The sequence below is a fragment of the Vitreimonas sp. genome, assembly GCF_036392335.1.
Classification (GTDB): domain Bacteria; phylum Pseudomonadota; class Alphaproteobacteria; order Caulobacterales; family Aquidulcibacteraceae; genus Vitreimonas.
Genome location: NZ_DASVYD010000021.1, coordinates 133,799 through 148,672, shown reverse-complemented (window position 1 = coordinate 148,672; position 14,874 = coordinate 133,799). Strand labels below are relative to the sequence as shown.

Sequence of the window (14,874 nt, the reverse complement as noted above, 5' to 3'; positions counted from 1 at the left end):
AAGACTAGAAGGCGTCCATGCTGCTCCTTGTCGGCCTCGGCAATCCTGGCCCGAAATACGCAGGCAATCGGCACAATATCGGCTTCATGGCCGTGGATGCGATCGCGCGCGCGCACGGCTTCGGACCTTGGAAGAAAAAATTCCAGGGCGAGCTTGCTGAGGGCCACATCGACGGCGTCCGCACGCTGCTTCTTAAGCCGCAAACCTTCATGAACGAGAGTGGGCGTTCCGTCGGCGAAGCCGCGAATTTCCATAAGCTCAACGCCACGGACATTGTTGTCTTCTATGACGAGATCGATCTGGCGCCCGGCCGCTTCCGCATGAAGACGGGTGGCGGCGCGGCGGGTCATAACGGCATCCGCTCGATCATCGCCTCACCCGTCGGCGAAGGCTTCCGCCGCGGGCGCATGGGCGTGGGGCATCCTGGCCAAAAAGAACTCGTGCACCACCACGTACTCAGCGACTTTCACAAAGCCGACGCCGATTGGTTGCAGAAGTTGCTCGACGCCTGCGCCAAGGCCGCGCCGTTGCTCGCGAAGGGCGAAGACGAGAAGTATCAGGGTGAAGTAATGCGATTGGCGCCGGCGGAGAAGGTCAATCCGCGCCAGCAGGCCAATGGGGGCGATGGCGCATGATCCTTCTGGTCCTTTCCTACTTGCCATCGCTGCTTTGCGGCGTGCACGTGGTCCGCACCGGGCGCGAAATGTATTGGCTTTGGCTCTTCGTCATCGCGCCCATGCTGGCGCCTGCTTTCTATTTCTTCGCCGTGCTCGTGCCGGAGATGATGGGCGGGCGCACCGCGCGCAACGTCGGCAAGGCGGCGCGCCAAGCCATCGATCCGGAGCGCGATTTTCGCAACGCCATGCGCGCGCTTGAAGATACGCCGACAGTCGGCAATCGCATGAAGATCGCGCAAGCTGCCGCAGCACTCGGACGCTGGAGCGATGCGGAAGCACAATGGGCGCTCGCAGCCGAGGGCCATTGGGCAGACGATCCTGCGGTGCTCAAAGGTCATGCGGAAGCCCTGCTCGAGCTTGGCCGCTATGACGACGCACTGAAGCGTCTCGAACAATTGCGCGCCCTAGGCAGTGAAGGCGCGACGCCGCAAGTCGCCCTCCTTTTCGCACGCGCCTACGAAGGCCTGGGCCGCAATGAGGAGGCGGACGACGCCTTCCGTTTCGCGGCCGACCGCGTGCCAGGCTTGGAATCCGGCGCGCGCTACGTCGCCTTCATGGCGAAGACCGGTCGCCGCGAAGACGCCGAGATCGGCTTCGGCGAAATCGAGCGCCGCTATTCCAAAATCTCACCGCAACTGCGCGGCGAAGCCCGCATCTGGCGTGACTTGGCGGCCAAGGCGCTTGGGCGTTAACGGATCGAACGAGGGAAGACTATGGGTTTCAAATGCGGCATCGTGGGCTTGCCGAATGTCGGCAAGTCCACGCTCTTTAATGCGCTGACCAAAACGGCCGCGGCGCAAGCAGCAAATTATCCGTTCTGCACCATCGAGCCGAATGTCGGCGAAGTGGCGATGCCAGAACCACGCCTGCAAAAGCTCGCCGCCATTGCTGGCTCGAAAGAGATCATTCCAACGCGCATGAATTTCGTCGATATCGCCGGCCTCGTGCGCGGCGCCTCGAAGGGCGAAGGCCTGGGCAACCAGTTCCTCGCCAACATCCGTGAGTGCGACGCCATCGCCTACGTGCTGCGCTGCTTCGAGAATGACGACATCACCCACGTCGAGGGCAAGATTGATCCGATCGCCGACCTCGAAACCGTCGAAACCGAATTGATGCTCGCCGATCTCGAAAGCCTTGATAAGCGCGTCACCAATCTCGAGAAGAAGGCCAAGGGCGGCGATAAGGACGCGAAACTCACCCTCGACCTCGTGCTGCGCGCCAAGGCGCTACTCGAAGATGGCAAGCCCGCGCGCCTTACCAAGCGCGCGCCGGAAGAAGAAAAAGCCTTCCAGATGCTGCAGCTGCTGACGGCGCTGCCCGTGCTCTACGTCTGCAACGTCAATGAAGACGACGCCGCCAAGGGCAATGCGCATACGGCGCGCGTTGAGGAACGCGCAAAGCAGGAGAACGCCGCGTGCGTGATCATCTGTGCGCAGCTCGAAGCCGAAATCGCCGCACTTTCCGATGACGAACAGGCTGAATTCCTCGCCACGGTCGGCCTTGAGGAGCCGGGTCTCTCCCGCCTGATCCACGCAGGCTATGACCTGCTCGGCCTCCAAACGTATTTCACGGTCGGCCCCAAGGAGGCCCGCGCCTGGACCATCCAGAAAGGCTGGACTGCGCCGCAAGCTGCCGGCGTCATCCACGGCGATTTTGAAAAAGGCTTCATCCGCGCCGAGACCATTTCCTTCGAAGATTTCGTCAAATTCAATGGCGAAACTGGCGCCAAGGAAGCCGGCAAGATGCGGCTTGAGGGCAAGGATTACGTCGTCAAGGAAGGTGACGTGATGCATTTCCGCTTCAATGCGTAACGAGGCCGCCCCTCGGCCAGCGCTGTCCACGTTCGAGCTCGTCGCCATGGTGGCCGCGCTTTCGGCGCTGAATGCGCTGGCGATTGACATCATGCTGCCCGCGCTCCCCGACATCGGTCGTGATTTTGCGCTGAGCAACGACAACGACCGTCAACTGGTCATTGTCATGTATGTGGCGCTGTTCGGCGTCTCCCAGCTCGCCTACGGCCCGCTCTCTGATTCGTTCGGGCGTCGCAGTATTCTGATTTGGGCGCTCGGCATCTTTATCATCGGCTCGGTATTGTGCGTCGTGGCGCCGAGCTACGAACTATTTCTCGCCGCGCGCGCGCTGCAAGGCCTGGGCGCGGCGGCGACCCGCGTGATCTCTGTCGCCGTCGTGCGCGATCTCACCGAGGGCCGACGCATGGCGCAAGTCATGTCGATGGCGATGACCGTCTTCATGATTGTTCCCATCATCGCGCCGGCCATCGGCCAAGCCATCCTCTTCGTTGCGCCTTGGCGCTGGATCTTCGGCGCGTTGCTGATCTACGCGCTCGCCGTCTTGGCGTGGGCGGTGTTGCGCCTGCCCGAAACTCTCCGGCCCGAGCACCGCCGCGCGCTGCAGCCGGCCGTGATTGCGCGCGGCTATCTCGATGTGCTGCGCGAACGGCAAACCGTGGGTTACATGCTGGCGAGCACCTGCCTCACCGCCTGCCTGTTCGCTTACATCACCAGTTCCGAGCAGCTCTACGTTGACGTGTACGAGCTCGGCGTAGCCTTCCCGCTCGCTTTCGCCGCTATCGCCATCGCCATTTCCGGCGGCACCTTCTTGAATTCGCGGATCGTCATGTTGCATGGCATGCGCCGCATCTCGCACACAATGATGCTATGGTTCGCCGCCGCCGCGGGCGTTCACGCGGCGCTTGCAGCATTTCATGCGCCGCCACTTTGGCTTTTCCTGTCGCTTCTGGCGCTCACCTTCAGCGTCTTCGGTCTCATCTCCAGCAACTTCAACACGCTGGCGATGACGCCTGTCGCGCACGTCGCCGGCTCCGCGTCAGCGCTCTTCGGCGCCGTCACCGGCACCGGCGGCGCCATCCTAGGCGCATTGATCGCGCGCGGTTTCGACGGCACGGCGACGCCCTTCCTCACTGGGCTTTTCCTCGCATCGTTAGGCACGATCGCCGCCGTGCTCTGGACCGAACGCGGCCGTCTCCTTTCGGATCCCGCGCCGAATTTTCAGAATGTCGAAACCCGCAACTGATCGCGTAGCCGGAAATAGACTTCGCCCGTCGCGTAGTCGATCGCGATCGCCCGCGATTGCGAGAGCAAATCCATGCCCACCAATAGGGTCGGCTCGTCCTGCATGCTCCACAGGCGGAAGATATGAAAATCACCCAGATAGGCGCGTACATTACGGATGTTGAGTTCGCCGATACGGATGCGTGGCAGCAACATCATGTCCGGGAGCAGCACTGGATCTCCCGCCGTATAAGCGACTGCCGCGCCCCCGCGCGCGCGTCGCTGAATGCGTAGACCGATCGCGTCGCGCAGCGCGAAGTTCGCCAGCGACGTATTCGAGCCGGTATCGATCAGCAGATTCGTGCGCACACCGTTGATAATCGCCCGTATCACAACCAGATGGCCAAAGCGGAGCTCTCCGTCAACGCGCACCCAATTACGTAGGCGTGGCGCCCCGCGCGATGGGATGATCTCGATACAATTGCGATCGAAATCCATGCGCAACCGTCGCCCCTGCATGCCATCGACACCGAGCAAACCCTGCTCACCGGCGAGCATTGGACCGCTGAGCACCGGCATCGTCGCGGGGCCAAGCGCGACGTCGCCATAATTCATAGAATCCACGCGCGTCAGAGGCGCGATGGAAACGCCGTGTACGCTGTGCACTTCACCAGACCCGTCAAGCGTAAGCCCAAGTCGCTCGGCCAAGCCTTGCGATACGGCTGAGCGATTTGCGCCGGTGTCGACGATGAAGCGAAAAGGCCCCGCTCCATTAATGTGCACAGGCGCAACCACCCGCCCAAGTCGGTCGGCCTCCGTTGGTCCATAGGCCGCGTTTGGCGTTGCTTGCGCCTCGTACGCAGCAAGATCGGGTGCATCAAGGCACTCCGCCGCCGCCGACGCGACCCAGGCGCACCACAAGGCGCTGAGCGCCACGAGGGAGACGAGACTCTTCATCTCGGCCCAGAGCATGAGCGTATGCGCTCTGCCACACCAGCGGCATCATGCTCAACTTCCTGCGATCAATGCGGGCACTCGACGAAGCGCTGCTTACATGCGACGGAAGCCGGCATGACCGACACGATCGAACTCATCAGCGGCATCGACGGCTTCACCTTCAGCGCCCTTTCCGCGCAGCCGAAGACGGCGCGCAGAGGCGGCGTCGTCATCATCCAGGAAATCTTTGGGCTCTCGGACCATATCAGCGAGATCACTGAGTTCTTCGCAGATGCGGGATACGCGGCGGTAGCGCCCGGCCTGTTCGATCGCATCGAGCGCGGCTTTCATGCTGGCCATGACCCCGATGGCGTTCAGAAGGGGATCAGCGCCGTCAAGGCATCGCCCTGGAAGCAAGTGATTTCCGACGTCCAAGCCGCCATCGATGCGCTGCCTAAACCAGTATATGTCACAGGCTTCTGCTACGGCGGGGCGGCGACCTGGATGGCCGCCGCCAAGTGCCGGGGCCTGAATGCAGCGGCGTGCTTCTACGGCCGCCTCATCGCCGATCTTCTCGACGCCAAGCCCGCGATACCGACCATGCTGCACTACGGCGCGCACGATACGTCGATCCCGCCAGAGAATTACGAAAGGGTCCGTCTAGCGGCGCCCGACTCTCCACTCTATCTCTACGACGCCGGCCACGGCTTCTGCCGCAAGGGTTCGTCCGATTTCGACGGCGTAGCGCGTGATCTGGCGCTCTCGCGCACATTGGATTGGTTCGCGCGCTGGCCGTGAGGAGATATGTGCATGGCAATTGATCACGTATCCGTCGGCGTCACAAACGTGCGCCGGGCGAAAGTCTTCTATGACGCAGCGCTCGCGCCGCTTGGCATGACGGCGATCTATCCCGTCGAGATAAACGGCCAACTCGTGGGCGTCGGCTATGGGGTGGGCGCCAAGCCAAGCTTCTGGATTCAATTGCCGATCAACGGCCAGCAAGCCACGATGGGAAACGGTGTACACATCGCCTTCCACGCCGACACACGTGCAGCTGTCGACTCCTTCTATCTCGCCGCGCTTGAACAAGGCGGCATAGAAGACGGCAAGCCCGGCCTGCGCACCGAGTATCATCCTGACTATTACGGCGCGTTCGTTCGCGATCCTGATGGCAACAAGATCGAAGCAGTCTGCCACGCACATGGGTGATGAGCCGCCGATCGCCATTATCGGCGCCGGCCCCGCTGGATTGATTGCCGCGGACATTCTGAGCGCCGCGGGTAAACGCGTTGTCATTTACGAACGCATGCCCAGCGTCGCGCGCAAATTTTTGATGGCCGGCCGAGGCGGGCTGAACCTCACACACTCCGAACCGCTCACCCAACTTCTGAAGCGCTACGGGGAGGCGCAGCCACACCTTCAGCCCATGCTTGATGGCTTCACACCCGACGATCTGATCGCCTGGGTCAACGGCCTGGGCCAGGACACCTTCATCGGCTCCAGCGGCAGGGTGTTTCCGAAGGCCATGAAAGCCTCGCCGCTGTTGCGCGCTCTGCTCCAGCGGCTCGCGATCCAAGGCGTCGCCTTCAAAACCAACGCCACTTGGATCGGCTGGACCGAGGACGGCGCGTTGCGCTTCGCTGCGCCCGAACCGCCGCTCAAACCGTCCGCCACACTCCTGGCCCTCGGCGGCGCCAGTTGGCCACGGCTGGGCTCCAACGGGTTCTGGCGCGAAGCCCTCGAAACGCGTGGCGTGGCGATCCGTCCGTTCGCTCCTGCCAATGTCGGATTCAATGTCGCCTGGACGCCCCATTTCCGCGCGCGCTTTGCCGGCCAGCCGCTGAAGACCATCGCGCTCCGCCACCACGACCGCGAAGTGCGCGGCGAAGCGATGATCACCGAATATGGCATCGAAGGCGGCGCGATCTATGCCCTTTCATCCGAACTCCGCGTCGCCGCGCCCACAACAATTCACATCGATCTGCGCCCCGCGCTCAGCCCGAACGACATCGCCGACAAGCTCGAACGCACCAAAAGCGGCGATACGCTCTCGTCCGCGCTGCGCAAGAGACTCGGGCTCACGCCCCTCGCCATCGCCTTGCTGCATGAGAACGGCGCGCCACCGCGCGGGCCGCGCGCGCTGGCGGCGTTGATCAAGGCCATGCCGATCCGCCTCATCGCCGCGCGCACCCTTGAACGCGCCATCTCTAGCGCGGGCGGCGTGCGTTGGGACGCGGTGGGCGAAGATCTTCAACTCCGCGCGATCCCTAACACCTATGTCGCCGGTGAAATGCTCGATTGGGAAGCGCCCACCGGCGGGTATCTTCTGCAAGCCAGCTTTGCCACCGGCGTTCACGCCGCCCGCGCAATTCTACGGTGCGGCTGCGCCGATCGGTAGTGCGGCTTCGCGCAGGCGCGTCACATCCTGCACCGGGGGCGCGCCAAACAAGCGCCGATACTCGCGGCTGAATTGCGAGGGGCTATCGTAACCTACTTCATGCGCCGCACGCGCTGCGTCCATCGCCTCAGCGAAGATCAAGCGTCGCGCTTCCTGCAAGCGCATCTGTTTTTGGTATTGCAGCGGCGACAGCGACGTGACTTGTTTGAAATGCAGATGCAGCGCCGACGTACTCATGCGCGCTTCTGCCGCCAGCGTCTCGACCGAAAATGCTTCGCGGAAGTTCTGCTTGATCCAACCTATCGCTCGGTTGACCTGGCTGAGTTTGGAATCCGCATACGCGAGTTGTCGCAGGCGTGCGCCGAACTCACCCGCGAGCAAGCGATAGAGCAGTTCGCGTTCCGCCAGCGGCGCAAGCATAGGAATATCACGCGGCGTTTCGGCCAGGCGCAGCAAACGCAAGGCGGCATCGAGCAGTTCCGGCGTCGTTTCGCTCAGCGCCAACCCAAGGGACGCGTCGCCGCTCTGAACAGCTGGTCCCATCTCCAACGCCAAAGCCGCGAGCGCCGCGCGGTCGATCTCCAACTTGAAGCAGAGATACGGCGCATCCTTCGACGCCTCGATCACCTGGCCCACCACAGGCACATCGACGGAAGCCGCCAAGAACCGACCCGCATCGTAGTCCAGCACCTGATCCCCAATCAGCACCCGCTTCTTGCCCTGCGCAACCAGGCAGATTGAGGGTTCGTGCAAGGCGTGGAGCGGCTCGGTCGGCGTCGAAAAGCGAAAAAGTCTGACGCGCGGGATTGCCGTTTCATGCGCGCCGTCCACGCCGCCTGTATATTTTTCAATTAATTCAATCATATCAAACAAACGCGGCATGGCGATCGCTCTTCAATCTGCGCTTTATCGCTAGCACATCTGGGAGCGCCTCCAACCGCCGGCAAGTCAGGTTTGGAGTTTTAGGCAATCATCGCGGAGCCCTGTTCTACCGCCCGAAGCCCACTCTGCCCGATCTTCTCCTCATCGCCGGACGCACCCCGCCGGCCCCCAAACTCAACGGAGAAGCCAAATGTCTATCCAAGGCAAAATCGTACTCGTCACTGGCGCCTCGAGCGGCATCGGCGAAGCTACCGTACGCGAACTGGCTGCACGCGGCGCGACTGTTGTGCTCGGCGCGCGCCGCACCGATCGCCTCGAAAAGCTCGTCGCCGAACTCCGCGCCCAAGGCGCGACGGCCGAATTCCAAGCGCTCGACGTCACCAAGCGCGACAGTGTCGCCGATATCGTCCGCTTCGCCCGCGAGCGCTTTGGCAGGCTCGACGTCATCGTCAACAATGCGGGCGTGATGCCGCTTTCGCCGCTCGAAGCCCTCAAGGTGAACGAGTGGGAGCAGATGATCGACGTGAACATCAAAGGCGTGCTCTATGGCATCGCCGCCGTCCTCCCAGTGTTCGCGCAGCAGGGCCACGGTCATGTGATCAACACCTCATCGATCGCCGCTTATCGCAGCATCCCGACCGGCGCGGTGTATTGCGCCACTAAGGCTGCGGTAAACTTCATCACCGAAGGTCTGCGCCAAGAAAACGCTTACGTCCGCACCACGATCATCTCGCCGGGCGTGACGGAATCCGAACTGGCGCACACGATTACACATGAAGCGACCGCCAAATTCATCGACGATTACCGCAAGATCATCATCCCGGCTGACGCCATCGCCCGCGCGGTCGCGTTCGCCATCGACCAGCCCGACGGCGTGGACGTCAACGAGATCGTGGTCCGCCCCACCGCAGCAAACTAAAGACCGATCATGGACATTATCTTCGTCACCAAGCGCACTTTCACGAAGGTGCGGGAAGACGCCCCGCAGACTTATGTCGGGGTCTGGAAGAGCGCGGGCGGCTTTATCCGCCACGAACTTCTCCCCGATGGGCGGTATCTCAAACAGCGTGGCCGCCGCCCAGCCGTCTCCGGCCGCTACAATGTCGAAGGCGACCGCATCGCCTATGAAAGCGACGAAGGCCGCACTTACGAGGGCGTGTTCGCCGAAGGCGCTCTGCGCCAGGCCGATATGCTCTTCTACAAGGTCGATTAACCCAGGAATGGGCGGGCGCTGACACACCAGGGACAGCGCCCGCCCTTGCCGCTCCAGCCCCCCACTGCTAGCTACCGCGCCTTCCCTATAGGACCGCGATGCCGCAGACCTCCGCCACCCTGAACGTGATGCTCGCCGCCGCTCGCAAGGCTGCGCGCGCGTTGGCGCGCGACTTCGGCGAAGTGGAAAACCTACAAGTCTCGCGGAAGGGCCCTAGCGACTTCGTCTCCTCGGCCGACATCAAGGCCGAGAAGACAATCTTCGAAGAGCTCTCCAAAGCTCGCCCCGGCTACGGCTTCGTCATGGAGGAGCGGGGCGAGGTTGAAGGCACCGACAAGTCGCACCGCTGGTTGGTCGATCCACTCGACGGCACCACGAACTTCCTGCACGGGATCCCGCACTTCGCCATCTCCATCGGCCTTGAGCGCGAGGGCGTGCTGGTCGCTGGCGTTGTCTATAACGTGATCCGCGATGAGCTGTTCTGGGCCGAGAAGGGCGCGGGGGCTTATCTGAATGACAGGCGTCTACGTGTCGCCGCGCGCACCGACATACGCGAAGCCGTATTCGCTACCGGCACGCCTTTCCATGGCAAACCCGGTCACCAGAAGGCGCTTGGTGAAATTGAACGGGTGATCGCGCGCAGCGCCGGAATTCGTCGCTTCGGCGCCGCCGCCCTTGACCTCGCCTATGTCGCGGCCGGGCGGTACGATGGCTATTGGGAGCGCGGCCTGAATGCATGGGACATCGGCGCCGGCGCGGTCATTGTGCGCGAGGCGGGCGGGATCGTCACCGAAATAGATGGCGGCGATTTCATGAAAACCGGCGCCATCGTCGCCGCGAACGAGCGCTTGTTGCCGCACCTCCAACAGGCGTTGCGCGGTTGATCGCACGCCATCTCTCGTGAACATTAGCGCCCAATAACAACCCGCCCTCTGAGGCCGGGGCGGGAGGCCAGCGCGCGTGTCACGATCCACAGGCAAAGTCTCAACCCTTGAGCTCATCGCGTTCGCCGCGCCCGCCGCGCCGCTTCTGGCGCTCTCGCTTCCCGTCATCATCTTCCTGCCGCCGCACTTCGCCGAACATCTGGGCCTGCCGCTCTGGGCGGTCAGCGCCATATTCCTGGGCGCGCGCGTGTTCGACCTGCTGATCGATCCCGCCATCGGCGGCCTGCAGGACCGCACGATGCATCCGCTCGGTCGCCGCAAGATTTGGCTCATCGCCAGTGCGCCCGTGCTGATGGCGCTGCTTTGGCTCGTTTTCCTCGGCTTGCCGCCCGGCATCGACCCATGGCTTGCGGGCTTCGCCGTCTTCGCCATGTACCTCGCCTACGCCAGCATGATGATCGCGCATTTGGGTTGGGCGGGCGAATTGCAGCCCACCTATCACGGCCGCACCCAAGTGCTCGGCGCCGTTCAACTTGCGAGCGCTGTCGGCCAGGCGCTCATGCTCATCATCGCGGGCGTCGTGGTCCAGGGCTTTCACGGCTCGAACGCCGACGCGGTCTCAACCATGGGCTGGATCATCTTCGCGCTGATCCCGATCACCACATTGCTTGCCGTCACCTTTGTCAAAGACCCCCAGACGCCGCCGCAACCTCACCTTGGTTTCCGCGAAACGGTCAAGACGCTCGCCGGCAACAAGCTCGCTTTGCGCGTGCTTGCGCCCGACCTGCTGCTCGGCATCGCTCAAGGCGTCTCCGGCGGTCTCTTTCTCTTCTATTTCCAATTCGTACTTGGCTTCGAAAATGAAGCGCAGACGCTGCTCGCCATCTATTTCATGGCCGGCCTGCTCGGCGTGCCAATCTGGTGGTGGCTGGCGCGCGCGCGCGGCAAACACGTCGCGCTGCAGATCGCGCTGGTATTCGCCTCGCTCACCACTGGCGGCATTCTCATCCTGCCGGCGCACGAATTCTGGTTCGCCGCGCCGGCCATGCTTGCGGCCGGCCTCACCAATGGCGGCGGCGTCTTGCTGACGCGCGCCTTAATGGCGGACGTTGTCGATGAGGACGAATTGCGCACCGGCGCGCGCCGCTCCGGTCTGTTCTTCGGGGTGCTGCTCACGACCTCGAAGCTTGGAGTCGCCGCCGGCCCCATCACCTACGCCATCCTCGGCGCTGTTGGGTTCGTCCCAGCGCTCGGCAGCGAAAACTCCGAGCAAGCGCTGCTAACGTTGAGCGTGCTTTTTATCGCCGTGCCGATCGTACTCTATGCCCTTGCGGCGTTGTCCTTGCGCAAGTACCCGCTTGACGAGAAAGCCCAGGCCGAACTCCACGCCGCCATCGCCGCACGCCACGCCGCTTTGGCAGATGTGAAAGAGGAGCCCAGCGCAATCGCCGCGCCAAGCCCCACCACGACCTAACGCCGCTTCAACGCACGGTGCAGAAAGCGCGCGGGATGCAATGCGTCCAGCGTGCGGGCTGACAGCAATTGCGGTTCGCCGCACATTTCCGACGCCAAGCGCTCGCCAAGCAACGGCGCTGACGTCAGCCCACGCGCGCCCAGGCCGCCAAACACATAGATGCCGCGATGTGCGGGCGGCGGAGCATGGCTCGTCACCAGCCGCCCATGCGCCAGGTCGGCATATTGCGCGAGCCATGCTTCGGCATCCGGCAGCGCGCCTGCGACCGGCGCACGATCCGGCGTCGTCGCCCGATACGACACGCGCGAGCTCAGAGCGGCCGAGTCCACGCTCGCGGCAATCTCCGGAGCAATCGCCTGCAGCATTTCGATGTTTTGGATACGGCTTTCCGACGACGGCGCCGCGAGTTCTTCTTGCTCGGCTTTGTCGAACGTCGCGCCAAACAACACGCCGCTATCGAACGGCGCGACGTACGATCCACGCGTGATCGCGCGCTCCGGCGCAGCGCCAGCGCCCCACTCGATCTGCCCGCGCGAAAGCGCGATCGGAATGAAGCGCGCCGGCGCAAAGCGCGTTAGCGCTGCGCCACACGCAAGCACGACCGCGTCCACCTTCAGCATCGCGCGGTTGTCCGGCGCGCGCAGCACCCAGCCGTCCTCTGCTTGATCGATCGACGCCACCGGCGCCTCGAACATCATGTGCGCGCCGCGCAGCATCCTCTCGATCGCTACCCCCGGCCGCACGAGGCCGGCGCGCCTGTACAAAGCGCCATCGCCAAACGCTGCGAACCAATCCTCAGGCAGCGGCGGATCGTTCAACAAATCCGCCAACGCGTCAGCGTCACGCGCACCTGCGCGCTCCTCGACGCCGCACGCTTCAAGCACACCCAATGCCTCATATGCCGCGATCGCCGAGAGGTACGACGCCAGGAAAAATTCCGTCAGCGGCCCGTCGCCACGATCCAAACGCGGCATCACCAGCCCAGCGGGATTGCCGCTCGCGCCAGCGCCCAGCGCCAGCGCCTCATCCAGCACCACCACCTCAATGCCACGCCGCGCCAACGCCTGCGCTGTCGCCGCGCCCGCAATGCCCGCGCCGACGATCGCGACGCGCCTGGGATGCGCCGAGATGTAGGGATAAATTTCATCTCCCCCTCTCCCGTGCGGAGAGGGGGCCAGGGGGTGAGGGGGGTTCAATCGTGCCGACGCCTGGGCGTCGGCACGCCCCTCACCCGCCTCGCTGTGCGAGGCGCCCTCTCCGCAAGAGAGAGAGCTTAAGAGCGTCGCCTCCAGCCGCTCCCGCTTCGCACCGAAGCCCGGCTTCTTCTCAACACTAAAGCCTGCAGCCTCCAGCGCGCGCCGCACGCCGCCAGCCACCGTGAAGCTGGCCACGCGCGCGCCGGGCTTGGAGAGCCGCGCAATCTCACGCGCGATGCCCTCGCCCCACATCGCCTCGTTGCGCGCCGGCGCGAAGCCATCCCAAAACCAGGCGTCAAAGCCATCGCCACGCATGCCGCCCAGCACGCGCTCGGCATCGCCGATCCAAAGCGTCAACGAGAACCCGTCATCTGGAAACCAGAGCCGTTGCGGCCCGCACGCGCGCACTGGCCAGCGTGCGAGCAATTGCTCCGCGAGATCGCCGATGTCGGGAAACTGCGCCAGCGCGCGTGCTGCATCGCACCTTGCGAGCGGGAATGCCTCAACGCTTGAGATATGCAATTTTGCATGAGGTAGCCGCGTCTTTTTCCAGGCAGACCATGCCGCCAAAACGTTCAAACCCGTGCCGAAACCGAGTTCGCAAAGGGCGAAATGATCCCTGCTTCGCCATGTTTCCGGTAATCCAGTTCCAGCAAGGAACACGGCCGCCGCCTCGGCCAAACCACCTTCGCGCGAAAAGTACACGTCACCGAAGGCGGCCGCGCGAGGCACGCCGTCGGTGCTCCATTCAAGCTCGGGCGAAGGCGGCAAGCGCGGCATGACGAAGCCCCAATAGCAAACGAGCCGCCCTTGCGGGCGGCTCGTCGCGAATAAAACGACCTGCGTCGTTAAATTATGGCGTGGTCGCCGGAGCGGCGGCCGGATCGGCCGGAGCGGCAGCCGGGTCAGCCGGAGCGGCGGCCGGGTCGGCCGGAGCTTCAGCCGGAGCTTCGACAGCAGCCGGAGCCGCTTCTTCGACAGCCGGCGCCTCTTCCGTCGTCGTCGACGTTTGGCCGCAGGCCGCGACGCCGAAGGCGAGAACGGCAGCGGCGGCAGCCGCCATGCCCAACTTGAACTTCGTCATAGGTTCTACCCCTCGTCTCAGCACCGGGGTTGAACCCCCGACGCAGGAGCTGACTCTGTGCCTTGGATTAACCCAATTGGCAAGCAGCCGGCCCAGACAGGGGTATGCGTATCTGCATAGCGCCGACAGTCGAGATCATGCCTCGGTGGCGGCGGTCAGCGCTTCTTCGAGCTGGGCGAAGGACGGCTGCATCACCGTCGGCACCGAGCCGCGGCCGATCTCGACCGAAACCTGCGCCGCGTTGCCGTGCAGGTGCGCCACCAGCACGTCGCGAATGATTTTGTAGAATTGACCGTCTTGTTCCGTCACCGCGTTCAGGCGCGACGCCATCGGGCCGACGATGCCGTACGCGAGGAACACGCCCAAGAATGTTCCGACGAGCGCCTTACCGATCATCAGGCCCAGCACTTCAGGCGGCTCATTGATCGCGCCCATCGTCTTCACGATGCCCAGCACGGCCGCGACAATGCCCAGCGCCGGCAAGCCGTCCGCCATCGTCTGCAGCGCGTGCGCGGGATGCAGCGCTTCGTGGTGATGCTTTTCGAGCTGCTTTTCCATCGCGTCCTCGACCTGGTGCGGGTCGTCGAGGTTCATGGTCATCATCCGCAGGGTGTCGCAGATGAAATCGACCACAAAGTGGTCCTTCAACAGCTTCGGATATTTCTGGAAGATCGGGCTTTCGTCGGGCTTCTCGATGTGCGCTTCCAGCGCCACGACGCCCTTCGTCTTCATCAGCTTGGTTAGCTGGAACAGCAGCGCCAGCAGGTCCTGGTAATCCTTCTTGCCCCATTTGGGGCCGGACATGACTTTGGCGAAACCACCGACCACGCCCTTCAGGCCGTGCATGTCGTTGGAGATGATCGTCGCGCCTACGGCTGCGCCAAAGATCATCATGAATTCCATCGGCGCGGCTTCGATGATGACTTCGAAATGGCCGCCGGCGAGCATGAAGCCGCCGAACACCATGCCGAACACAACAACGAGGCCGATAATGGGAAACATAGCTAACGCGTCTTTACCGATGGCGTTCTGCCAACACCGCCTTATGCCCGACCGCGCTTAACGCGCCGTTTCGGTTGATGGATTGAAAGCCAAATC

The 14,874-nt window shown here is 63.4% G+C and carries 16 protein-coding genes; 11 read left to right on the top strand and 5 right to left on the bottom strand.

Annotated features, from left to right (window positions below; genetic code table 11):
- Positions 1-17: 17 nt before the first annotated feature.
- The 4 genes from pth to VF769_RS05155 are packed head-to-tail and all read left to right on the top strand — an operon-like array spanning position 18 to position 3,731.
- A complete protein-coding gene (gene pth, locus VF769_RS05170) occupies positions 18-635 on the top strand; it encodes an aminoacyl-tRNA hydrolase (protein ID WP_331007305.1) in 618 nt (205 codons plus the stop codon).
- Positions 632-1,369 (top strand): hypothetical protein, encoded by a 738-nt coding sequence (locus tag VF769_RS05165; protein WP_331007304.1) that lies wholly within the window; start codon positions 632-634, stop codon positions 1,367-1,369. Before pth ends, VF769_RS05165 begins: the two co-directional genes overlap by 4 nt.
- A gap of 21 nt (positions 1,370-1,390) precedes the next feature.
- A complete protein-coding gene (ychF, locus tag VF769_RS05160; protein ID WP_331007303.1) occupies positions 1,391-2,488 on the top strand; it encodes a redox-regulated ATPase YchF in 1,098 nt (365 codons plus the stop codon).
- Positions 2,481-3,731 carry a multidrug effflux MFS transporter gene (locus VF769_RS05155; RefSeq protein WP_331007302.1) on the top strand — a complete coding sequence of 417 codons (1,251 nt, stop codon included), beginning with the start codon at positions 2,481-2,483 and terminating at the stop codon, positions 3,729-3,731. The genes ychF and VF769_RS05155 overlap by 8 nt, the downstream gene beginning before the upstream one ends.
- Here the strand turns inward: VF769_RS05155 and VF769_RS05150 are convergent.
- Positions 3,707-4,681, bottom strand: a complete 975-nt coding sequence (locus tag VF769_RS05150; RefSeq protein WP_331007301.1) for a retroviral-like aspartic protease family protein — start codon at positions 4,679-4,681, stop codon at positions 3,707-3,709. The genes VF769_RS05155 and VF769_RS05150 overlap by 25 nt on opposite strands.
- A 99-nt stretch (positions 4,682-4,780) precedes the next feature.
- Between VF769_RS05150 and VF769_RS05145 the strand changes: the two genes are divergently transcribed.
- From VF769_RS05145 to VF769_RS05135, 3 genes are read left to right on the top strand one after another with little or no spacing between them, the layout of a single operon-like run.
- Positions 4,781-5,443, top strand: coding sequence for a dienelactone hydrolase family protein (locus VF769_RS05145; RefSeq protein ID WP_331007300.1), 663 nt, complete (start codon positions 4,781-4,783; stop codon positions 5,441-5,443).
- A gap of 12 nt (positions 5,444-5,455) precedes the next feature.
- Positions 5,456-5,854, top strand: a complete 399-nt coding sequence (locus VF769_RS05140; protein ID WP_331007299.1) for a VOC family protein — start codon at positions 5,456-5,458, stop codon at positions 5,852-5,854.
- Positions 5,847-7,043, top strand: coding sequence for a TIGR03862 family flavoprotein (locus tag VF769_RS05135; protein WP_331007298.1), 1,197 nt, complete (start codon positions 5,847-5,849; stop codon positions 7,041-7,043). The genes VF769_RS05140 and VF769_RS05135 overlap by 8 nt, the downstream gene beginning before the upstream one ends.
- Here VF769_RS05135 and VF769_RS05130 read toward each other — a convergent pair.
- The gene (locus tag VF769_RS05130) at positions 7,017-7,925 is read right to left on the bottom strand and encodes an AraC family transcriptional regulator (protein ID WP_331007297.1); all 909 of its coding nucleotides are present in this window, start codon (positions 7,923-7,925) and stop codon (positions 7,017-7,019) included. The genes VF769_RS05135 and VF769_RS05130 overlap by 27 nt on opposite strands.
- A 190-nt stretch (positions 7,926-8,115) precedes the next feature.
- On the opposite strand from VF769_RS05130, the gene VF769_RS05125 reads away from it, so the two are divergent.
- The 4 genes from VF769_RS05125 (at position 8,116) to VF769_RS05110 (ending at position 11,496) form a co-directional block, all read left to right on the top strand.
- Positions 8,116-8,844 carry an SDR family oxidoreductase gene (locus tag VF769_RS05125; protein WP_331007296.1) on the top strand — a complete coding sequence of 243 codons (729 nt, stop codon included), beginning with the start codon at positions 8,116-8,118 and terminating at the stop codon, positions 8,842-8,844.
- Between the two features lie 9 nt (positions 8,845-8,853).
- Positions 8,854-9,138: an Atu4866 domain-containing protein gene (locus VF769_RS05120; RefSeq protein ID WP_331007295.1), complete on the top strand. Its 285-nt coding sequence runs from the start codon at positions 8,854-8,856 to the stop codon at positions 9,136-9,138.
- 98 nt (positions 9,139-9,236) lie between these two features.
- The gene (locus VF769_RS05115) at positions 9,237-10,022 is read left to right on the top strand and encodes an inositol monophosphatase family protein (RefSeq protein WP_331007294.1); all 786 of its coding nucleotides are present in this window, start codon (positions 9,237-9,239) and stop codon (positions 10,020-10,022) included.
- A gap of 76 nt (positions 10,023-10,098) precedes the next feature.
- Positions 10,099-11,496 (top strand): MFS transporter, encoded by a 1,398-nt coding sequence (locus VF769_RS05110; protein ID WP_331007293.1) that lies wholly within the window; start codon positions 10,099-10,101, stop codon positions 11,494-11,496.
- Here the strand turns inward: VF769_RS05110 and mnmC are convergent.
- From mnmC to motA, 3 genes are all read right to left on the bottom strand, one after another.
- Entirely contained in the window at positions 11,493-13,472 is a 1,980-nt protein-coding gene (gene mnmC / locus VF769_RS05105; RefSeq protein ID WP_331007292.1) for an FAD-dependent 5-carboxymethylaminomethyl-2-thiouridine(34) oxidoreductase MnmC, read from the bottom strand. The two genes, VF769_RS05110 and mnmC, sit on opposite strands and share 4 nt — an antisense overlap.
- Positions 13,473-13,545: 73 nt before the next feature.
- Positions 13,546-13,776 carry a hypothetical protein gene (locus VF769_RS05100; protein ID WP_331007291.1) on the bottom strand — a complete coding sequence of 77 codons (231 nt, stop codon included), beginning with the start codon at positions 13,774-13,776 and terminating at the stop codon, positions 13,546-13,548.
- A gap of 135 nt (positions 13,777-13,911) precedes the next feature.
- Positions 13,912-14,778, bottom strand: coding sequence for a flagellar motor stator protein MotA (motA, locus tag VF769_RS05095; protein WP_331007290.1), 867 nt, complete (start codon positions 14,776-14,778; stop codon positions 13,912-13,914).
- Positions 14,779-14,874 lie beyond the last annotated feature (96 nt).